Origin of the sequence: Streptomyces sp. NPDC085937 (genome assembly GCF_044540535.1) — a bacterium.
GTDB lineage: Bacteria > Actinomycetota > Actinomycetes > Streptomycetales > Streptomycetaceae > Streptomyces.
On record NZ_JBITSH010000019.1, the window covers coordinates 76,485 to 96,732 of the forward strand.

Below are 20,248 nucleotides of genomic sequence, written 5' to 3' on the forward strand. Positions count from 1 at the left end.
GGGGATGGACAATGTCCTGCCGGTCGTGAACCGTGCAGGAAGAAGACGCGACGCAGCCGGCCGCCGCCCCGACCAGGAACCGCAGCCGGGCCTACTCAAGACACGCAGGAGCAAGTGGTGATCGAAGAGACCCTCCTCGAGGCCGAGGAGAAGATGGAGAAGGCCGTCGTGGTCGCCAAGGAGGACTTCGCCGCGATCCGTACCGGCCGTGCGCACCCGGCGATGTTCAACAAGATCGTGGCCGATTACTACGGCGCGCCGACGCCGATCAACCAGCTGGCCTCGTTCTCCGTGCCCGAGCCGCGCATGGCCGTGGTGACCCCGTTCGACAAGAGCGCGCTGCGCAACATCGAGCAGGCGATCCGCGACTCCGACCTGGGCGTCAACCCCAGCAACGACGGCAACATCATCCGGGTGGTGTTCCCCGAGCTGACGGAGGAGCGCCGGCGCGACTACATCAAGGTCGCCAAGGGCAAGGGCGAGGACGCGAAGATCTCGATTCGCTCCGTCCGCCGCAAGGCGAAGGAAGCCATCGACAAGCTGATCAAGGACGGCGAGGTCGGCGAGGACGAGGGCCGCCGTGCGGAGAAGGAACTCGACGACACCACGGCGAAGTACGTCGCCCAGGTGGACGAGCTCCTGAAGCACAAGGAAGCGGAGCTGCTCGAGGTCTGATGAACGACTCTTCCTGGGGGACGCCGCAGACCGGGTACTGGGGGCAGTCCGACCACGGACCCGGCCGGGAAGCTGTCCCGGCGGGTCCCGCGTACGATGCGCACCAAGCACAGCAGACGCGGCCCATGCCCATCGTGCCCGACGTACCCGAACACGGCGGAGACCAGGATGCGGACCGGGGGGTCGCTCGGCTGAGCGGCCCCCTGTTCCGAGACGAGCCGACGCGGGCCCGCCCCCTGCCGGGGGAGGTGCCGCAGAATCCGGAGCCCATGCCTCCCGCCCCGCAGCCGGCCCCCGCACCGCAGAAGAAGAGCGCGGGGCGGGATCTCGGCGCGGCGATAGGCGTCGGCGTCGGACTCGGCGCGGTGATCGTCGCGTCGCTGTTCGTCGTCAAGGCCGTTTTCGTCGGAGTGATCGCGGTCGCCGTGGTGGTGGGCCTGTGGGAGCTGACCACGCGGCTCGACGAACGCAAGGGGATCAAGGCGCCCCTCGTCCCCCTGGCGATCGGCGGCGCGGCGATGGTCGTCGCCGGGTACGCCCGGGGCGCGGAGGGCGCGTGGGTCGCCATGGCGCTCACCACGCTGGCGGTCCTGGTCTGGCGTATGACGGCACCGCCCGAGGGTTACCTCAAGGACGTCACGGCGGGTGTCTTCGCGACGTTCTACGTGCCGTTCCTGGCGACGTTCGTCGCGATGCTGCTGAGGGCCGACGACGGACCGTGGCGGGTGCTGACGTTCCTGCTGCTGACGGTCGTCAGCGACACCGGCGCCTACGCGGTCGGCTGGCGCTTCGGCAAGCACAAGCTGGCCCCGCGCATCAGCCCCGGCAAGACCCGCGAGGGCCTGCTGGGAGCGGTCGGCTTCTCCATGGTCGCGGGCGCGCTGTGCATGCAGTTCCTGATCGACGACGGCGTCTGGTGGCAGGGCCTCCTGCTCGGCCTCGCGGTCGCCGCCAGCGCCACGCTGGGTGACCTCGGCGAGTCCATGATCAAGCGCGACCTGGGCATCAAGGACATGGGCACCCTGCTCCCGGGCCACGGTGGCATCATGGACCGCCTGGACTCCCTGCTCCCGACGGCGCCGGTGGTCTGGCTCCTGCTGGTGATCTTCGTGGGCTCGAGCTGAGCCCCTTTCCCCGCCGACCGGAACGGGCCCTCGTCCCCTGTGGACGGGGGCCCCTTTGTTTGGCTGTGTGCATGACGATCAAGGCCTGCGATCATGATCACCAGGGACAACCGTCCACACCCTGGGGGGAACATCATGCGTGGTCTGATCGTCAATCTCTTGCTGGTCATCGCCGTCTTCGCGGCGGCGCTGCTCGCGCTGGGCGGCAGGATGGGGCCGCTGGAGATCACGGTCCTGTTCTGCGCCCAACTCGCCGCGATCATCTACGTGATCCTTCGCTACGTCCGCGGACGCCGCACGGCCCGTGCGGAGGCGACGCGGTCCTGAGCCGGGATGCCGCTGTCCTCACGGGTGCGGTGCTCGCCGCCCAGGTCGGGAAGGTGCGGGCAGCCGGCGGGTGAGCCTCGCCGGGCCGTGCCCGGGCCGCCCGAGGTGGTCCGGCAGCGATCCCGGCGAGCGCGGCCGGCCGGTGTGGTCATCGGCACCCGCAGGTCACCCATGTGGATCTGCGACACTGGTACAGCCATGCCTAAGCCCGGAGAACTTACATTCGTCGCGCCGCGCGGAGTCAAGAAGCCGCCGCGGCATCTTGCCGATCTCACGCCTGCCGAGCGCAAGGAGGCGGTTGTCGCGGTCGGTGAGAAGCCGTTCCGTGCCAAGCAGCTCTCGCAGCACTACTTCGCGCGGTACGCGCACGACCCGGAGCAGTGGACCGACATCCCCGCCGGCTCGCGCGGGAAGCTGCAGGAGGCGCTGCTTCCTGAGCTGATGACCGTCGTGCGGCATCTGTCGACCGACGCGGGGACGACCCGCAAGACGCTGTGGAAGCTGTTCGACGGGACCCTCGTCGAGTCCGTGCTGATGCGGTACCCGGACCGGGTCACCATGTGCATCAGCTCCCAGGCCGGCTGCGGCATGAACTGCCCGTTCTGCGCGACCGGGCAGGCCGGGCTCGACCGGAACCTGTCGACCGCCGAGATCGTGCACCAGATCGTGGACGGGATGCGGGCGCTGCGCGACGGCGAGGTGCCCGGCGGACCCGCGCGGCTGAGCAACATCGTGTTCATGGGCATGGGCGAGCCTCTCGCCAACTACAAGCGGGTCGTCGGCGCCATCCGCCGGCTCACCGACCCCGAGCCGGACGGGCTCGGGCTGTCGCAGCGCGGCATCACCGTGTCGACGGTCGGCCTGGTGCCGGCCATCCACCGGTTCACCGAGGAGGGCTTCAAGTGCCGCCTCGCCATCTCGCTGCACGCCCCTGACGACGAGCTGCGCGACACCCTCGTCCCCGTGAACACGCGGTGGAAGGTGCGCGAGGTGCTCGACGCCGGCTTCGAGTACGCGGCCAGGTCGGGACGCCGGCTGTCCATCGAGTACGCCCTCATCCGGGACATCAACGACCAGGCGTGGCGGGGCGACCGCCTCGGACGGCTCCTCAAGGGGCGGCCCGTGCACGTCAACCTCATCCCGCTCAACCCGACGCCGGGGTCCAAGTGGACCGCGTCCCGGCCCGAGGACGAGAAGGCGTTCGTCGAGGCGATCGCCGCGCACGGTGTGCCGGTGACGATCCGGGACACCCGTGGTCAGGAGATCGACGGGGCGTGTGGTCAGCTCGCCGCGAGCGAACGGTAGTCTGACCCGGGTACGTACATCTTCATATTCCGACAGGGGAGCGCCACAGCGCTGAGAGTGCGGCACCGGCCGCAGACCCTCCGAACCTGGCCCAGGTCATTCTGGGTAGGGAGATCGGTCATCACTCGAGCTGTTGCGCCCTGCCCGGGACCCCGCCCAGGGGTTCCGGGCAGGGCCGCGTCTCTTCCTGGTCACTCCAGGAGGAATCAAGTGGACATCACCAAGAAGGTCATGGTCCTGGCCGTCGGGCTGGGGCTCGTCACGCTGTCCGCCTGCGGGTCGTCCGGCGACGACGGCGGCAGCGGTACCGGCTCCAGGACCGTGACCCTCGTCAGTCACAACTCGTGGGCCGTGTCGAAGGACGTCGTCGCCGCCTTCGAGAAGCAGTCCGGCTACAAGCTCAAGGTCCTCGAGGACGGCGACGCGGGCCAGGCCGTGAACAAGGCGATCCTGACCAAGGACAACCCCCAGGGCGACGTCTTCTTCGGCGTCGACAACACCCTGCTGTCCCGCGCCCTCGACAACGGGCTGTTCCAGTCCTACGAGGCCAAGGGATCCGACCAGCTGCTGCCCGAGTACCGGGTGGACGAGGACGAGCACCGGGTCACCCCGGTCGACACCGGTGACGTCTGCGTCAACTACGACAAGGCCTGGTTCGAGGACAAGGGCCTGACCCCGCCGAAGTCCCTCGACGACCTGGTCAAGCCCGCCTACAAGGACCTCCTGGTCGTCGAGAACGCCGCCACCTCCTCACCCGGCCTCGGCTTCCTGCTCGGCACCGCCGCCAAGTACGGGGACGAGGGCTGGCGGGACTACTGGAAGAAGCTCAGGGCCAACGGCGTCAAGGTGGTCGACGGCTGGGAGCAGGCCTACAACGAGGAGTTCTCCGGCTCGGCCGGCGGCAAGGAGGCCAAGGCGGACCGGCCGCTCGTCGTGTCGTACGCCTCCTCGCCGCCCGCCGAGGTGATCTACGCCGACCCGAAGCCCGACACCGCGCCCACCGGCGTCGCCGAGGGCACCTGCTTCCGGCAGGTCGAGTACGCGGGGCTGCTGAGCAACGCGAAGAATTCCGAGGGCGGCAAGGCACTGCTCGACTTCCTGATCGGCAAGACCTTCCAGGACGACATGCCGCTCAACATGTTCGTCTACCCGGTGCGCGAGGGTGCGTCCGTGCCTGAGGAGTTCGTGAAGTTCGGGCCGCAGGCGAAGCAGCCGCAGACCATGGACCCGGTGAAGATCGCCGAGAACCGTGACCAGTGGGTCAAGTCGTGGACCTCGCTCGTACTGAAGTGAGCCCGCGCCGGCGCGGGTGGTGGCGCCGGAACGCGGCACGGCTCGGCCTGTTGGCCGTGCCGGCCGCGTTCTTCGCGGTCTTCTTCGCCTACCCGGTCACCGCGATCGTCGCGCGCGGGCTGAAGACCGACGGCGGCTGGCAGCCCGGGCGGATCGCGGACGTGCTGGCCCAGTCCGACATCCGCCAGGTGCTGTGGTTCACCACCTGGCAGGCGCTCGTCTCCACGGGCCTCACGCTGGTGATCGCGCTGCCCGGCGCCTACGTCCTGGCCCGTTTCGACTTCCCCGGCAAACAGATGCTGCGGGCGGTGATCACCGTGCCGTTCGTGCTGCCGACGGTCGTCGTCGGCACGGCGTTCCTCGCCCTGGTCGGACGCGGCGGACTGCTGGACGAGCTGTGGGGCGTGCGCCTCGACACCACCGTGTGGGCGATCCTCCTCGCGCACGTCTTCTTCAACTACGCCGTGGTCGTCCGCACCGTGGGCGGGCTGTGGTCCCAGCTCGACCCGCGTCAGGAGGAGGCCGCGCGGATGCTCGGCGCCTCCCGTCTCACCGCCTGGCGTACGGTCACCCTGCCGGCGCTCGCCCCCGCCGTGGCCGCCGCCGCGCTGATGGTCTTCCTGTTCACCTTCACCTCGTTCGGCGTGGTGCAGATCCTCGGCGGGCCCACCTTCTCCACCCTCGAAGTGGAGATCTACCGGCAGACCGCCGACCTCTTCGACCTGTCCACCGCCGCCGTCCTCACGATGATCCAGTTCGCCGCCGTCGGCCTGATCCTCGCGCTGCACGCCTGGACCGTGCGGCGTCGTGAGACCGCGCTGCGCCTCGTCGACCCCTCGGTGACCGCGCGCCGGCCGCGCGGCGCAGGGCAGTGGGCGCTGCTCGGCGGAGTCGTCGCCACGGTGGCCGTGCTGCTCCTGATGCCGCTCGGCGTACTGGTGCAGCGCTCCTTCGGCAGCGCCGGCCTCGGCTACTACCGGGCGCTGACCGACGGCGACGGGGGAGTGTTCCTCGTCGCGCCCATCGAGGCGGTCGGCAACTCGCTGCGCTACGCCGTCGCCGCCACCGTGATCGCTGTGGTGATCGGCGGGCTCGCCGCCGTCGCGCTCACCCGGCGGGACGCGGGGCGGCTGGTGCGCGGCTTCGACGCGCTGCTGATGCTGCCGCTCGGGGTGTCCGCGGTGACCGTGGGCTTCGGCTTCCTCATCGCGCTCGACGAGCCGCCGCTGGACCTGCGCGCCTCCTGGATGCTGGTCCCGCTGGCGCAGGCACTGGTCGGCGTCCCCTTCGTCGTACGGACCATGCTGCCGGTGCTGCGGGCGGTGGACGTACGGCTGCGGGAAGCGGCGGCGGTGCTCGGGGCGTCGCCGTGGCGGGCGTGGCGTGAGGTGGACCTGCCGCTGGTGCGGCGGGCGCTGCTGATCGCGGCCGGGTTCGCCTTCGCGGTGTCTCTCGGGGAGTTCGGGGCGACGGTGTTCATCGCGCGGCCGGACAACCCCACCCTTCCGGTGGCCGTGGCGCGGCTGCTGGGACGGCCCGGGGACCTCAATTACGGCCAGGCCATGGCCCTGTCGACCATCCTGATGATCGTGTGCGCGGTGGCGCTGCTGGTGCTGGAGCGGCTGCGGACCGACCGGAGCGGGGAGTTCTAGATGCTGCTGAGCCTTCAGGACGCGACCGTCCGCTTCGGCGGGCGGGCGGCGCTGGACGCCGTCGGCCTCGACGTCGCCGAACACGAGATCGTCTGCGTCCTCGGACCCAGCGGCAGCGGCAAGTCCACGCTGCTGCGCGTGGTGGCCGGGCTGCAGCCGTTGGACGCCGGGCGGGTGCTGCTCGGCGGGAAGGACCAGTCGGGCGTGCCCGCGCACAAGCGGGGGGTCGGGCTGATGTTCCAGGACCACCAACTGTTCCCGCAGCGGGACGTGGGCGGCAACGTGGCCTTCGGGCTGCGCATGCACGGGCTTCCGCGCGACGAACAGGCGCGGCAGGTCGGCGCGTTGCTGGAGCTGGTCGGTCTCCCCGGGGCGTCCCGGCGGGCCGTCGCCGCGCTCTCCGGAGGGGAACAGCAGCGCGTGGCACTGGCCCGCGCCCTCGCCCCCAGCCCGCGGCTGCTGATGCTCGACGAGCCGCTCGGCCAGCTCGACCGGTCGCTCAGGGAGCGGCTCGTCGTCGAACTGCGTGAGCTGTTCGGCCGGCTGGGCACCACCGTGCTCGCCGTGACGCACGACCAGGGCGAGGCGTTCGCGCTGGCCGACCGGGTGGTGGTGATGCGGGACGGCCGGATCGCCCAGTCAGGCACACCGCTGGACGTCTGGCAGCGGCCCGCCGACGCCTTCGTGGCCCGCTTCCTCGGCTTCGAGAACGTCGTCGAGGCGGCCGTCGCGGACGGTGTCGCCGTCACCCCCTGGGGCAAGGTCCCGGTGCCGCGGGACGCTCCCGGGGGCACGCGCACGCTGCTGGTCCGGCCCGCCGGTGTCCGTCTGGTCCCGGCGGACGAGGGGCTGCGCTGCACGGTGACCGCGCGCACCTTCCGCGGCACCCACGTCGCCGTGCGCCTCCAGCCCGAGGGCGCGCCCCCGCTGGAGGCGGCCTGCGCGCTCAGGGACGCCCCCGGGACGGGAGACGTGACCGGCGTGGAGTTCGACGCCGCGGAAATCGCCGTGCTCGGCTGATCGCCGTTGCCTAGGGTGAGCCGCATGACACGACTCGCCCATGAGCGCTACTGCCACGAGATCGCCCACCAGGTCGGTCAGTTGAGGGCGGTGGTGACGTCCGGCACCGACCTGTCCCGCGCGGTCCCGACGACCCCCGACTGGTCGGTGGAGGAGCTGGTACGGCACCTCGGCGGCGCCCTGCGGTGGGTGGCCCTGATGGTGCGCACCGGGGCCGTGGAGGAGACCCCCGAGGAGGACGTACCGGACTTCGACGGGCCCGAGGCCCGGGGTGACGCCGCCGCGCTGGACGCCTGGCTGGCGGAGAGCGGCGAGCTGGTCGTGGGCGCGCTGCGGGCAGCCGGACCGGACGCGCGGGTGTGGAGCTGGGCGGGGACCGACAACGCCGGTTTCTGGGCCCGCCGTATGACGCACGAGGTGACGGTGCACCGCGCCGACGCCACGCTCGCCGCCGGGCTGCCCTACGAGGTCGCGCCCGAGGTGGCCGCCGACGCGGTCGACGAGTGGCTGGAGATCGTGGAGTGGGCGCAGCGGACGCTGCCCGACGACGAGGTGCACGGGCTGCGCGGGCCGCTGCGCACCCTCCACCTGCACGCCACCGACACCGAGGCGGAGTGGCTGATACGGCTCGACGAGGACGGCGTGTCCTGGAGCCACGGCCACGAGAAGGCCACGGTCGCCCTGCGCGGGCCGCTGACCTGGGTGCTCCTCGCCTTCTACCGCCGCATCCCGCTGGACGATCCCCGCGTGGAGGTGCTCGGCGAACGCAAGGTGCTCGAACACTGGCTGGAGCTGGCCTCGTTCGGCTGAGCGTCCGGTGAACGGCGAGCGGCCCGCCCCCGGAGGGGACGGGCCGCACGTGGTTCCGTGAGGCGTCAGCGCTGGCTGTTCGCCCCGCGGCGGCGCATGCCGAAGAAGACCGCGCCGCCACCGATGGCGACCAGGGCGGCCGCCACACCGGCGATCACACCGGTGTTGGAGTTGGCACCGGTCTCGGCGAGGTTGGACTCACCGGCGGGGGAGGGCGCGTTGTCCGACGTGTCGGCCGGCGGGGCGGAGCTCTCGCTCTCCGACGGCGCCGGGCTCGGCTCCTCGCTCTCCTCGGCCGGGGCCGAGGACGTCACCGACGGCGTGGGCTCGGGGGCCGGGGGCTCCTCCTCGTCCTCCTTGCACGGCATCGACGGCGTGGTCAGGTTGGGCTTGATGTCCTCGTCGACGTAGGGCTTCGCCGAGACGTGGATGCGGTAGACGGCGTTCGGCTTCCAGTCCTCCTCGAAGGTGATGGTCGTGCCCTCCTTGGAGCCCTTGACCACCTGCTCGCCGACCTTCTCGATGTCGGCGCCGTTGTTCTGGAGGAACACGGTGACGGTGGCCGGGACGCCGGCCGGGTCGACGTCGGTGACGGTGATGACACCCTTGTCACCGTCGCACTTCGCCTCGGCCGAGAACTCGTTGATGTTGCACGCCGCGGCGTTACCGGCGACACCGAGCGCGAGCGCCGCGGACGCGGAGACGACACCGAGGGCGCGCACGGAGCGGGTGACGGAGCGGCGTGATACGGACAGAACTGCCACGTTTGTCCTTTACATGAAGCGCAAATGCGGGGGGTTGAGGGAGGGTTGATGAAAGCTCAGCACTCCCATGAGGCTCCCAGGTCTATAAGCGCCGCATAAGTAGTGTCAACGCATATGCCTACCGGTGGACCGGGCTTTGCCTTTTTGTTAACCACCCGGACGTTTCAACGCCCGCTGGACCGGCCCGATCCGGCCGACGCGGCCGGGAACGGTCACCGGCCGTGCGGGAAGCGGCAGTGTGAAGACGGTGTCCGAAGTGTTTTGGTTGCGCGCCGCACCGGCCGGTCATGACGACGGCCCGGTCGGGGGCTCTTTCGAGCGCCCGCCCGGGCCGGGTCACGCGGTGGCGGTGTGTCAGCCCTGCACGGCGGCCGGGTCCATCCACACGACCTCCCAGGTGTGGCCGTCGAGGTCGTCGAAGGAGCGGCCGTACATAAAGCCGAGGTCCTGGGTCTCGCCGGCGGTCGTGCCGCCCGCCGCGAGGGCGTTGTCCACCAGCTCGTCGACCTTCTCGCGGCTCTCGGCGCTCAGCGCGACCAGCACCTCGCTGCTGGTGCGGGCGTCCACGATCTCCTTCTTCGTGAACTGCGCGTACTTGTCCTTGGTCAGCAGCATCGCGACGATCGTGTCGCTGATCACGACGGACGCCGTGGACTCGTCGCTGAACTGCGGGTTGATCTCGTAGCCGAGCGCCGTGAAGAACTTCTTCGAGGCGTCGATGTCCTCGACGGGCAGGTTCACGAAGATCATCTGCTGGTACATGGCGGGGCCTCTCCCGTTCATCCGGTGTCGTTCGAGGGGGTAGACCGGCCGCCCGCGCGGAACTCATCGCGAGCGGGGAAAGTTTCTTCGACTTCTTCTCAGCCGCCCAGCGGCCAGGCCGACAGCTCGGCCACGGCCACCGTCAGCGGGCCGAACAGGGCGAGCAGCGCGCCCGCGCGCACGGCCGCGGCCCGGCGCAGGGTCGCCGCGGGCGCCCCGAGGCGGCGCAGCGACTCGGTGGTGCCGGAGTGCGCCTGCTTCGCCTCGACGGCCGCCGTGAGCAGTGTCGCCACCGTGCAGCCCGCCACCAGCAGCACGCCGAGCACCACCAGCGGACCGGCGGACGGGTCCTCGCGGTCGTGCAGCGACGCCATGGCGTACGCGGCCGCCACCACCGCGCAGACCACGCCGAGCGGGCGGCCGATGCGCGTGGCCTCCGTCATCAGCACCCGTCCGGCCAGCAGCCGCAGCGCGCCCGGGCGGACCGCCTGCAGCAGCCTGCCGCACAGATGGGCGAGCCCGGGGCCGACGAGGGCCAGGCCGAGGCACGTCAGGGCGAGACCGAGGAACGCCGCCGGGCCCTCCCCGGAGCCGGTACGGCTCGTCAGCGCCTCCACCGCCAGACCTACCGCGAGCACCGCGACGCCCCACGGCAGTCCGGACGGCGCCGCGGTCGGGACGACGGGCGGCACGACGGCCCCGGACCCGTCGGCGGGCTCCGGGCCGGGCCCCGCCGCGGACTCGGCGTCTGGACCCTGCTGCTCCCCGGCCGTGCGCCGGCCGCGCGCGGCGGCCCCCAGCTGGCGGCCGAACCGCCCGTAGGCGCCGAAGGATTCGAGCATCGCCGTGCGCCGGTACGCACCGAACCTGCCGTACACCCGGCCCGCCCGGCCGGCTCCCGTGACCGGTTCGCGCGGCCGCAGGGCCACCGCCACGGCCGCCGCCGCGCTCAGCGGCACCAGGGCCAGCAGCGTCAGCGTGGCCGGCATCGGCAGAGGCCGGCCGGCGGCCAGGAACTCCCGCGCGCCCCCGCCCAGCGGCATGCCCGTCAGGTCGCCGCGGAGCTGGAGAAAGACGAGCAGCGCCAGCGCGGAACCCAGCAGGCAGGACAGCGCCGTGGTCGCGGCGGAGATCGCCGTCAGCTTGACCGGACCCAGACCGACCGCGGACAGACCGGGCCGGGGCCGGGTGGCCGGGTCGGTGCGGGCCACCGCGACCGCGAGGTACACCGTGGCCGCCAGCGGGGCGGCGCACCAGGCCAGCCGCAGCGCGGAGGCGGACGGGTCCGGGTGGGTCAGCGCGTGGCCCAGGGCGCTCAGCAGCAGGAAGCCCGTGCCGGCCGAGGCGCCGGCGACCAGGAGCCTCCGCACCTGGACGGCGGGCCGGGCCCCGAGGCTCAGACGGAGAGCGAGCACGCCGCCCGGCCTTCCGACTCGGCCGGTCCGGAGACCGGGGGGAGGTGGACGGTGCGCACGCACCGCCCGTCGAGCAGCGACACCGTGCGGTCGGCCAGCGCGGCGGTCTGGCTGTCGTGGGTCGCGAGGACCACGGTGATGCCGTGCGAGCGGGCCGCGGTGGTGAGCGTGCGCAGTACGTGGGCGCGGTCGACGCGGTGCAGCGGGGCCGTCGGCTCGTCGGCGAACAGCACCGAGGGCGCCGGGGCGAGCGCGCGGGCGATGCAGGCGCGCTGGCGCTCGGCGTGCGTCAGCTCCGTGGGGTGCTTGCGCGCCCGGTCACCGATGTCGAGGCGTTCCAGCCACTCCAGGGCGGCGACCTTGGCGCGCCGGCGTCCGGTGCCGCGCAGCATCAGCGGGAGGGCGGCGTTCTCCCAGACGTTCAGCTCCGGCACCAGGACCGGCGCCGGGTCGATCCAGCCGAAGCGGTCGCGGCGCAGCCGTTCCCGGGCCGCCGGGCCCATGGTGTGCACCGGCACGCTGTTGAACCAGACCTCGCCGTCGTTCGCGGGCACCAGGCCGGACAGACAGCGCAGCAACGTCGACTTGCCGCTGCCGCGCGGGCCTGAGACCGCGAGGATCTCGCCCTCCCGGACGCCGAGCGAGACCCCGCTCAGGCCGGGTGAGCCGTCGTCGTGCCGGAAGTGCAGGGCACGCGCCCAGAGCACGTCGTTGTCCGGTGGGGCCACCATGGCGTACACCTCGGTTCGGATCGGAAATGCCGTGCGCTCTTCGGGTTTATCCCCCGTCCGGGGGAACGAAGGGCGGGCCGATCGGTCACTGGGCACGCTAGGCAGGCGGTGGCGGGCGGCCGGACAGCACGCGGCCCCGGGACGCCGTTTCTCACTCCAACGGCGGCACCGGGGCCGGTGTTGATCATTCAAAGGGAAGATCGGTACCTCGGACGGCCTACGTCCGCGATCAGCTCGTCGGCCTACAGCTTGGTCCACGCCTCCGTGAGCGTCGCGCGCAGGATCTGTTCGATCTCGTCGAACGTCTCCTGGTTGGAGATCAGCGGCGGGGCGAGCTGGATGACCGGGTCGCCACGGTCGTCGGCACGGCAGTACAGGCCGTTCTCGAACAGCTTCTTGGAGAGGAAGCCGTACAGCACGCGCTCGGTCTCGTCGGCGTCGAAGGACTCCTTGGTCGCCTTGTCCTTGACCAGCTCGATGCCGTAGAAGAAGCCGTTGCCGCGGACGTCGCCGACGATCGGCAGGTCGTGCAGCTTCTCCAGGGTCGAGCGGAACGCGCCCTCGTTGTCCAGCACGTGCTGGTTGAGGCCCTCGCGCTCGAACAGGTCGAGGTTGGCGACGCCGACCGCCGCCGACACCGGGTGGCCGCCGAAGGTGTAGCCGTGCAGGAAGGTGTTGTCGCCCTTGTAGAACGGCTCGGCGAGCCGGTCCGAGACGATGCACGCGCCGATGGGGGAGTAGCCCGAGGTCATGCCCTTGGCGCAGGTGATCATGTCCGGCACGTAGCCGAACTTGTCGCAGGCGAAGGTGGTGCCGAGCCGGCCGAAGGCGCAGATGACCTCGTCGGAGACGAGCAGCACGTCGTACTGGTCGCAGATCTCGCGCACCCGCTGGAAGTAGCCGGGCGGGGGCGGGAAGCAGCCGCCCGCGTTCTGCACGGGCTCCAGGAAGACCGCGGCGACCGTGTCCGGGCCCTCGAAGAGGATCTGCTGCTCGATCTGGTCGGCGGCCCAGCGGCCGAACGCCTCGGGGTCGTCGCCGTGGATCGGCGCCCGGTAGATGTTGGTGTTCGGCACCTTGTGCGCGCCCGGGACGAGCGGCTCGAAGGGGGCCTTGAGGGCCGGCAGGCCGGTGATGGACAGGGCGCCCTGCGGGGTGCCGTGGTAGGCGACCGCGCGGGAGATGACCTTGTACTTGGTCGGCTTGCCGGTCAGCTTGAAGTACTGCTTGGCGAGCTTCCAGGCGGTCTCCACCGCCTCGCCGCCGCCGGTGGTGAAGAAGACCTTGTTCAGGTCGCCGGGCGCCTCGTGCGCGAGCCGCTCCGCGAGTTCCACGGCCTTGGGGTGGGCGTAGGACCACACCGGGAAGAACGCCAGTTCCTGCGCCTGCTTGGCGGCGGTCTCGGCGAGCTCCTGGCGGCCGTGTCCGGCCTGCACCACGAACAGGCCCGCCAGGCCGTCGAGGTAGCGCTTGCCCTTGTCGTCCCAGATGTGGGTGCCCTCACCGCGGACGATGGTGGGGACGGGCGCGTTCTCGTACGAGGACATGCGGGTGAAGTGCATCCACAGGTGGTCGTACGCGGACTTGCTGAGGTCCTTGGGGCTGTCGGTGCTCACGATTATCGGGTTCCCCACATGTAGGTCTGCTTCTTGAGCTTGAGGTAGACGAAACTCTCGGTGGAGCGCACGCCGGGCACGGCCCGGATGCGTTTGTTGATGACCTCCAGGAGGTGGTCGTCGTCCTCGCAGACGATCTCGACCATCAGGTCGAAGGAGCCGGCGGTCATCACCACGTACTCGCATTCGGCCATCGCGGCCAGCGCGTCGGCGACGGCCTCCACGTCCCCCTCGACGTTGACGCCGACCATCGCCTGCCGGCGGAAGCCCACGGTGAGCGGGTCCGTGACGGCGACGATCTGCATCACGCCCTGGTCGAGCAGCTTCTGCACCCGCTGGCGCACGGCCGCCTCCGACAGGCCCACGGCCTTGCCGATGGCGGCGTACGGCCGACGGCCGTCCTCCTGGAGCTGCTCGATGATGGCGAGGGAGACGGCGTCCAACTGCGGTCCGCCGCCGTTCTTGGACTCGCGGGAGTCCCTCGGGTCTGCGCTTCGACTGGCCACGGGGTCACTGTGCACGACGTATCGACAGTTTCGCAAGGCTCGATCGATGAAATCCGTTGTTAACGAAGGCGATGCTTGCGGATTTCGCAGATGCGGGGGAGGTGGGGGTGTTGAAAACGTCAGCGGTCCGTCTAGGGTGGGTGTCTCAGAGGTTGGACACCTCTCTTCGTTCGACCCGACACCTCGGGCACCCACAAGGAACACCAGGAGGGCCTGCAGTGAGCACCGAGCTGCGTCGTCTGCGCAACTACATCGGCGGTGAGTTCCGGGACGCCGCCGACGGACGGACCACCGAGGTGGTCAACCCCGCGACCGGCGAGGCGTACGCGACGGCTCCGCTGTCCGGTGCCGCGGACGTCGACGCCGCGATGGCGGCCGCCGCCGAGGCCTTCCCCGGCTGGCGCGACACCACCCCGGCCGAGCGGCAGAAGGCGCTGCTGAAGATCGCGGACGCCTTCGAGGAGCGGGCCGAGGAACTCATCGCCGCCGAGGTGGAGAACACGGGCAAGCCGGTCGGGCTGACCCGCACCGAGGAGATCCCGCCGATGGTGGACCAGATCCGCTTCTTCGCGGGTGCGGCGCGGATGCTGGAGGGCAAGGGCGCCGGCGAGTACATGGAGGGCCTGACGTCCTTCGTGCGCCGCGAGCCGGTCGGCGTCTGCGCCCAGGTGGCGCCCTGGAACTACCCGATGATGATGGCCGTGTGGAAGTTCGCCCCGGCCATCGCCGCGGGCAACACGGTCGTCCTCAAGCCCTCGGACACCACCCCCGCCTCCACGGTCCTGCTCGCCGAGATCCTCGGTTCGATCCTGCCCAAGGGCGTCTTCAACGTCGTCTGCGGCGACCGTGACACCGGCCGCCTGATGGTCGAGCACCCCACCCCGGCGATGGCCTCCATCACCGGTTCGGTGCGCGCGGGCATGTCGGTCGCGGAGTCCGCGTCCAAGGACCTCAAGCGGGTCCACCTGGAGCTGGGTGGCAAGGCCCCGGTCGTGGTCTTCGAGGACGTCGACATCGCCAAGGCGGTGGCGGGCATCTCCGAGGCCGGCTACTTCAACGCCGGCCAGGACTGCACGGCCGCCACGCGCGTGCTGGTGCACGAGTCCGTGCATGACGAGTTCGTCTCCGCGCTCGCCAAGGCCGCCTCCGACATCAAGACGGGCATGCCCGACGACGAGGACGTCCTCTACGGCCCGCTCAACAACCCCAACCAGCTCCAGCAGGTGGAGGGCTTCATCGAGCGGCTGCCCGCGCACGCGCGCGTCGAGGCGGGCGGCAAGCGGGTCGGCGACAAGGGCTACTTCTACGCGCCGACCGTCGTCTCGGGCCTCAAGCAGGACGACGAGATCGTCCAGAAGGAGGTCTTCGGCCCGGTCATCACCGTGCAGTCCTTCACCGACGAGGACCAGGCCGTCCAGTACGCCAACGGCGTGGAGTACGCGCTCGCCTCCTCGGTGTGGACCAAGGACCACGCCCGGGCGATGCGGATGTCCAAGGCGCTCGACTTCGGCTGCGTGTGGATCAACACCCACATCCCGCTGGTGGCGGAGATGCCGCACGGCGGCTTCAAGCGGTCCGGCTACGGCAAGGACCTCTCGGCGTACGGCTTCGAGGACTACACGCGGGTCAAGCACGTGATGACCTCGCTCGAGGGCTAGCGCGCGACACGTCGGCCCCGGACGGTGCACCCGCACCGTCCGGGGCCGACGTGCGTCCGGCGGCGGAATGCTTTTTGAACATGTTCAACTCTCGGCGTACGCTCCTGCCATGAGCGACAGAGCCGCCCTGCTCAAGGGCATCCGCGTGTGGCTGGTCTTCTTCGTCGTCTGCCTGGTGCTCAGTGGCGCCACGGCCTTCCCCCTGGTGCACGAACTGCGCTGGACCGAGGAGGTCTTGCGGTCCCTCGGCGCGCCGGAGCACCTCCCCGGCCTGATGGAGTGGATCGAGCGCGTACGGGACGGACTCGACGCCGCCGACGCCGACCACCCCTTCCTCCTCTACGGCACCGACTGGCTGGCCTTCGCCCACCTCGTCATCGCGGTCGCGTTCCTCGGCCCCTACCGCGATCCCGTACGCAACATCTGGGTCGTGGAGTTCGGCATGATCGCCTGCGCCGGCGTCATCCCCCTCGCGCTGATCTGCGGACCGGTCCGCGGCATCCCCTTCTGGTGGAGCGTCATCGACATGGCGTTCGGGGTCTTCGGGGTGATCCCGCTGTACGTCGTCAGGAACAGGATCAAGCGGCTGGAGGCGCTCACGGCGGGGGCCGCTTCCGAAGCAACGCCCGTACCCGCGCGATAGGTTGGGGCCGTGACGGGTGAACAGGTGGGCGGGGCCGTCACATGGGGGCTCCTGGGTGCGTGGGTCGTGCATGATCTCGAGGAACTGGCCACGGTGCCGGGCTGGTTGCGACGCCATGTGCCCCAGCTGAGGAAGCGGTTCCCGCAGGTGCCGGAGCGGGTGTGGCGGCGGGCCGAGAGCATGGGCGCGGCCGAGTTCACCGCGGCGGTGGGCGTGATGGGAGCGGTCGTCGGGACCGCGGCGGCCGCCGGACGGCTCACCGGAGGACGTTCCGGCTTCTACCAGTCCGCGCTGACCGGGTTCGGGCTGCACGGGGTGGTCCACCTGGCCCAGGCCGCCGCCGTACGCGGCTACACCCCCGGCTCCGTGACCTCGCCGCTGGTCGTCCTGCCGTTCACGCTGTGGGCGCGTGGCCGGCTGAAGCAGGCCGGTGTGCTGCGCCCCACGCGGCCCCGCGAGGTGGTGGCCGGCCTCGCGACCGCCGGTGCGGCGACGGCCGCGTCGCACCTGGTGGCGCGCAGGCTGCTCGCAGCGGCCCGGCGCCGGTCGTCATGACGTGACGCGGTCGCGCAGCGCGCACAGGACGTCGACGCGGTTGGTGGTGATCGAGTCCACCCCCGCGGCCACCAGGCGGCGCATGGAGCGGCGGGTGTCCGGGGTCCACACGGACAGCAGGTACCCGTCGCGGTGGACGCGGTCCGCGAGCGCCCGGTCCACCAGGCTGAAGCGGTAGTTGAGCCAGCGCGGCCGGACCGCCTCCAGCACTCCGGCGCGCACCGGCGCGTGGGAGGTGTGGGTGAGCGCGATCTCCGCGTCCTTGTCCACCTCCCGTACGGCGAGCATGGCGGGGGCGCCCGCGCAGTAGTACACGCGGTCCTGGGCGCCCTGCTGCCGGACGACGTCCACGATCCGGCGCACCGCGCGGGGACCCGGTGCGCCGGGCAGGTCGATCATCACCCGGCCGTCGGCGGTCACCTCCAGCGCGTCCGCGAGCGTGGGGACACCGCCGTCCGTCATCCCGCGCACCTCGTCGTAGGAGAGCAGCGACAGGGGACGGTCGTGGTCCCACAGGCGCTCCAGCGTCGCGTCGTGGAGCAGCACCGGCACGCCGTCGCGGGTGAGGCGCACGTCGATCTCGACCGCGTCCGCGCCCCGCCGCAGGGCGGAGCGCAGGGACGCGAGGGTGTTCTCGCGGACGCGGTAGGGGTCGCCGCGGTGGGCCACGGCGGTCACGTTCTGCATGGTGGCCCTTCGCGGGGGATCAGGAGGCGAGCCAGTCGGTGGTGTAGGTGTCGATCTCGGCGGCGATCCGGGCCTTGCCGGCCGGGTCGAGGAACGACGCCTCGACCGCGTTCTTGGCGAGGTCCGCCAGGCCCCGCTCGTCGAGGTCCAGCAGCCGGGCGGCGACCGCGTACTCGTTGGCGAGGTCGGTACCGAACATCGGCGGGTCGTCGGAGTTGATCGTCACCAGGACGCCGGCCCGGGTGAACTCCTTGATCGGGTGCTCGTCCAGGGTGGCGACCGCGCGGGTGGCGATGTTGGACGTCGGGCACACCTCCAGCGGGATGCGCCGCTCGGCGAGATGCCGGAGCAGCTTCGGGTCCCGCGCGGCGCTGGTGCCGTGGCCGATGCGCTCGGCGCCCAACTCGTTCAGCGCGTCCCAGATCGTCTCCGGGCCCGTGGTCTCGCCCGCGTGCGGAACCGAGCGCAGGCCGGCGGCGATCGCGCGGTCGAAGTACGGCTTGAACTGCGGGCGCGGCACGCCGATCTCCGGGCCGCCCAGACCGAAGGAGACCAGGCCCTCCGGGCGCAGCCGGTCGTCCGTCGCGAGCCGCGTCGTCTCCTCGGCGGCCTCGAGGCCGGCCTCGCCGGGGATGTCGAAACACCAGCGCAGGACGGTGCCGAGCTCGCGCTCGGCCGCCTTGCGGGCGTCCTCGATGGCGTCCATGAAGGCGCGCTCGTCGATTCCGCGGCGGGTGGAGGAGAACGGGGTGATGGTCAGCTCGGCGTACCGCACCTGCTGCCGGGCCAGCTCACGGGCCACCTCGTACGTCAGCAGGCGGACGTCCTCGGGGGTGCGGACCAGGTCGACGACGGACAGGTACACCTCGATGAAGTGCGCGAAGTCCGTGAAGGTGAAGTAGTCGGCCAGGGCCTCGGGGTCGGAGGGGACCTTCGAGTCGGGGTGGCGGGCGGCCAACTCCGAGACGATACGGGGGGAGGCGGAGCCGACGTGGTGCACGTGCAGTTCGGCCTTGGGCAGCCCCGCGATGAAGGGGTGCAGGTCGCGGACCTGCTCGGCGGTGGCCGCGGTGTCCAGGTGGTCGGTCAAGGTTCCTCCCCGGGAACGGCGTCCTCGGCCGGGTCGCGGCGGGACGCGGGTGATCGGCTGATCGGTGGTGCGGGGATCATCGTAGGCCGGGCACGCGCGGTCGTGGCGCGGGCCGTAGCATGACGGTTCGTCCGAGGGAGGGGTCGCAGCGCATGTCCGACGACGCACCGGCACCGGGGGCCGGGGACCACACGGGGGACGGGACGCCGCCGGCGGGTTCGTCCGCCCCTGGCGTGTGGCCGGCACCGGCCGACGGCGGGGCGGAGCACGTGGCTCCGCAGGACGGCTCGCTGGTGGACGCGCGGACCACCCAGACGCGGGGTGCGGCGCCGGGGGCCGGGGCCGCCGACGCGTCCTCGCCTGCGCCTGCGCCTGCGCCTGCGCCTGCGGCCGCGGTCGATCCGTGGGCGCTGCCGGAGGACCGTCCGTCGACGCCCGGTACGGCAGCCGGCCGTCCGGCGGCCGGAGGGCCGGGGGAGACCGTGGTGGCGGGGGAGACCTCGCCGTGGTCGGCACCTACGGCACCTACGGCACCCACGGCGTCCTCGGGAGGCACGGCCCACGACCGTCCGGCGCCCGCCGCACCCCCCGTGCACGATCAGCAGACGGTGACGTCCTTCCCGACGGCGGGAAACCCTGCCCCGCCCCCGCAGTACGGCACTCCGTGGGCCGGTCCCTCGGCGGCGCCCACCGCCGTGCCGCCCTCCGCGCACCCGCCGGCCGCCAACCCGTTCGCGCCGCCGGCCGCAGGGCCGCCCGTCCCGCCGCCCATGGGCCCCGAGGGGCCGGGGCAGGTGCCCTACGGCTACCCGGGCACGGGGTGGGCCGGCGCGCCGGGCGCCCACGCGTACGCCGGCTGGGCGGGCGGGGCACCCCTGCCGAACAACGGCCTGGGCGTCACCGCGATGGTGCTCGGGATCATTTCGGCGGCAGGCTTCTGCCTGTGGCCGGTGGCCATCGTGCTGGGCGTCCTGGCGGTGATCTTCGGGGCGATCGGGCGCGGCAGGGCGAATCGGGGCGAGGCGATGAACGGGGGGCAGGCTTTGGCGGGGGTGATCTGCGGGGCCGTGGGGAGCGCGTTGGCGCTTGCGTTCGGCGTGATCGTGCTGGTCACCTGAACCCGAGGGGCTCGGCGTACCGTCCGCCGTTGATCGTCCCGGTGCTCGCAAGGTGCCGCCTGCGCCCGCCCTCCCCCCTCTCGGCTTCGCTCGAGCGGGAGGCACCCCCATCGCCCCAGTGGCACGACTGCCCGCAGCCGGCGGTGGGGCCCTTCCAGCGGTCTCGCCGAAACCACCCTTGAGGGGTCGCGGGGAACTGCGCGCCCAGCCACGGACTGCCCGCACCGGGCGCTGAAGTGGTGCGGCCTGCGCCCGGACGGTGGGGACGCTTTCGGCAGCTGTGACGGAAGCACCCTCGAGGGTCGCGGGGAACTGCGCGCCCAGCCACGGACTGCCCGCACCGGGCGCTGAAGTGGTGCTGCCCGCGCCGGGGCGGTGGCGGGCGCTTTCCGCGGCCGTGGCGGAAGCACCCTCGAGGGTCGCGGGGAACTGCGCGCCCAGCCACGGACTGCCCGCACCGGGCGCTGAAGTGGTGCTGCCCGCGCCGGGGCGGTGGC

General features: G+C 71.8%; 20 protein-coding genes and 1 riboswitch. Of the genes, 12 read left to right on the forward strand and 8 right to left on the reverse strand.

Annotated features, from left to right (window positions below; genetic code table 11):
- The first annotated feature begins 117 nt into the window (after positions 1 to 117).
- The 8 genes from frr (at position 118) to ACIF8S_RS30185 (ending at position 8,206) form a co-directional block, all read left to right on the forward strand.
- On the forward strand, positions 118 to 675 hold the full coding sequence (gene frr, locus ACIF8S_RS30150; RefSeq protein ID WP_024887972.1) for a ribosome recycling factor: 558 nt from the start codon (positions 118 to 120) through the stop codon (positions 673 to 675).
- On the forward strand, positions 675 to 1,799 hold the full coding sequence (locus tag ACIF8S_RS30155; protein WP_400003327.1) for a phosphatidate cytidylyltransferase: 1,125 nt from the start codon (positions 675 to 677) through the stop codon (positions 1,797 to 1,799). Before frr ends, ACIF8S_RS30155 begins: the two co-directional genes overlap by 1 nt.
- A gap of 135 nt (positions 1,800 to 1,934) precedes the next feature.
- Entirely contained in the window at positions 1,935 to 2,126 is a 192-nt protein-coding gene (locus tag ACIF8S_RS30160; RefSeq protein ID WP_400003329.1) for a hypothetical protein, read from the forward strand.
- A gap of 198 nt (positions 2,127 to 2,324) precedes the next feature.
- Complete coding sequence (gene rlmN, locus ACIF8S_RS30165) at positions 2,325 to 3,431, forward strand: 23S rRNA (adenine(2503)-C(2))-methyltransferase RlmN (RefSeq protein ID WP_349791846.1); 1,107 nt, start codon at positions 2,325 to 2,327, stop codon at positions 3,429 to 3,431.
- A 24-nt stretch (positions 3,432 to 3,455) separates the two neighbouring features.
- Positions 3,456 to 3,561: riboswitch (TPP riboswitch) on the forward strand.
- A gap of 80 nt (positions 3,562 to 3,641) precedes the next feature.
- Positions 3,642 to 4,724, forward strand: coding sequence for a thiamine ABC transporter substrate binding subunit (locus ACIF8S_RS30170; RefSeq protein ID WP_400003331.1), 1,083 nt, complete (start codon positions 3,642 to 3,644; stop codon positions 4,722 to 4,724).
- Entirely contained in the window at positions 4,721 to 6,376 is a 1,656-nt protein-coding gene (locus ACIF8S_RS30175; protein WP_400003333.1) for an ABC transporter permease, read from the forward strand. The genes ACIF8S_RS30170 and ACIF8S_RS30175 overlap by 4 nt, the downstream gene beginning before the upstream one ends.
- Entirely contained in the window at positions 6,377 to 7,396 is a 1,020-nt protein-coding gene (locus ACIF8S_RS30180) for an ABC transporter ATP-binding protein (protein ID WP_400003334.1), read from the forward strand.
- A 24-nt stretch (positions 7,397 to 7,420) separates the two neighbouring features.
- Complete coding sequence (locus ACIF8S_RS30185; RefSeq protein WP_400003336.1) at positions 7,421 to 8,206, forward strand: maleylpyruvate isomerase family mycothiol-dependent enzyme; 786 nt, start codon at positions 7,421 to 7,423, stop codon at positions 8,204 to 8,206.
- 65 nt (positions 8,207 to 8,271) lie between these two features.
- On the opposite strand, the gene ACIF8S_RS30190 is transcribed toward ACIF8S_RS30185, so the two are convergent.
- The 6 genes from ACIF8S_RS30190 to ACIF8S_RS30215 form a co-directional block, all read right to left on the reverse strand.
- Complete coding sequence (locus tag ACIF8S_RS30190) at positions 8,272 to 8,970, reverse strand: LAETG motif-containing sortase-dependent surface protein (RefSeq protein WP_400003338.1); 699 nt, start codon at positions 8,968 to 8,970, stop codon at positions 8,272 to 8,274.
- Positions 8,971 to 9,324: 354 nt separating this feature from the next.
- Positions 9,325 to 9,732, reverse strand: coding sequence for a VOC family protein (locus ACIF8S_RS30195; protein ID WP_349791837.1), 408 nt, complete (start codon positions 9,730 to 9,732; stop codon positions 9,325 to 9,327).
- Positions 9,733 to 9,830: 98 nt separating this feature from the next.
- The gene (locus tag ACIF8S_RS30200) at positions 9,831 to 11,147 is read right to left on the reverse strand and encodes a hypothetical protein (RefSeq protein ID WP_400003340.1); all 1,317 of its coding nucleotides are present in this window, start codon (positions 11,145 to 11,147) and stop codon (positions 9,831 to 9,833) included.
- Positions 11,129 to 11,878 carry an ABC transporter ATP-binding protein gene (locus ACIF8S_RS30205; protein ID WP_145829884.1) on the reverse strand — a complete coding sequence of 250 codons (750 nt, stop codon included), beginning with the start codon at positions 11,876 to 11,878 and terminating at the stop codon, positions 11,129 to 11,131. Before ACIF8S_RS30205 ends, ACIF8S_RS30200 begins: the two co-directional genes overlap by 19 nt.
- A gap of 242 nt (positions 11,879 to 12,120) precedes the next feature.
- Positions 12,121 to 13,494: an aspartate aminotransferase family protein gene (locus tag ACIF8S_RS30210; protein ID WP_400003342.1), complete on the reverse strand. Its 1,374-nt coding sequence runs from the start codon at positions 13,492 to 13,494 to the stop codon at positions 12,121 to 12,123.
- A gap of 2 nt (positions 13,495 to 13,496) precedes the next feature.
- Complete coding sequence (locus ACIF8S_RS30215) at positions 13,497 to 14,015, reverse strand: Lrp/AsnC family transcriptional regulator (protein WP_400003344.1); 519 nt, start codon at positions 14,013 to 14,015, stop codon at positions 13,497 to 13,499.
- Positions 14,016 to 14,218: 203 nt separating this feature from the next.
- Between ACIF8S_RS30215 and ACIF8S_RS30220 the strand changes: the two genes are divergently transcribed.
- From ACIF8S_RS30220 to ACIF8S_RS30230, 3 genes are all read left to right on the forward strand, one after another.
- On the forward strand, positions 14,219 to 15,658 hold the full coding sequence (locus ACIF8S_RS30220) for a gamma-aminobutyraldehyde dehydrogenase (RefSeq protein WP_400003345.1): 1,440 nt from the start codon (positions 14,219 to 14,221) through the stop codon (positions 15,656 to 15,658).
- Between the two features lie 109 nt (positions 15,659 to 15,767).
- Positions 15,768 to 16,301, forward strand: a complete 534-nt coding sequence (locus ACIF8S_RS30225) for a hypothetical protein (RefSeq protein ID WP_400003347.1) — start codon at positions 15,768 to 15,770, stop codon at positions 16,299 to 16,301.
- Positions 16,302 to 16,325: 24 nt separating this feature from the next.
- Entirely contained in the window at positions 16,326 to 16,856 is a 531-nt protein-coding gene (locus ACIF8S_RS30230; protein WP_400003393.1) for an HXXEE domain-containing protein, read from the forward strand.
- Here the strand turns inward: ACIF8S_RS30230 and ACIF8S_RS30235 are convergent.
- Together ACIF8S_RS30235 and ACIF8S_RS30240 are read right to left on the reverse strand one after the other, a co-directional pair.
- Positions 16,851 to 17,543, reverse strand: coding sequence for a glycerophosphodiester phosphodiesterase (locus ACIF8S_RS30235; RefSeq protein ID WP_400003349.1), 693 nt, complete (start codon positions 17,541 to 17,543; stop codon positions 16,851 to 16,853). The genes ACIF8S_RS30230 and ACIF8S_RS30235 overlap by 6 nt on opposite strands.
- 19 nt (positions 17,544 to 17,562) lie before the next feature.
- On the reverse strand, positions 17,563 to 18,687 hold the full coding sequence (locus tag ACIF8S_RS30240; protein ID WP_400003394.1) for an adenosine deaminase: 1,125 nt from the start codon (positions 18,685 to 18,687) through the stop codon (positions 17,563 to 17,565).
- Between the two features lie 536 nt (positions 18,688 to 19,223).
- Between ACIF8S_RS30240 and ACIF8S_RS30245 the strand changes: the two genes are divergently transcribed.
- Entirely contained in the window at positions 19,224 to 19,751 is a 528-nt protein-coding gene (locus ACIF8S_RS30245) for a DUF4190 domain-containing protein (protein WP_400003351.1), read from the forward strand.
- Positions 19,752 to 20,248: the final 497 nt, after the last annotated feature.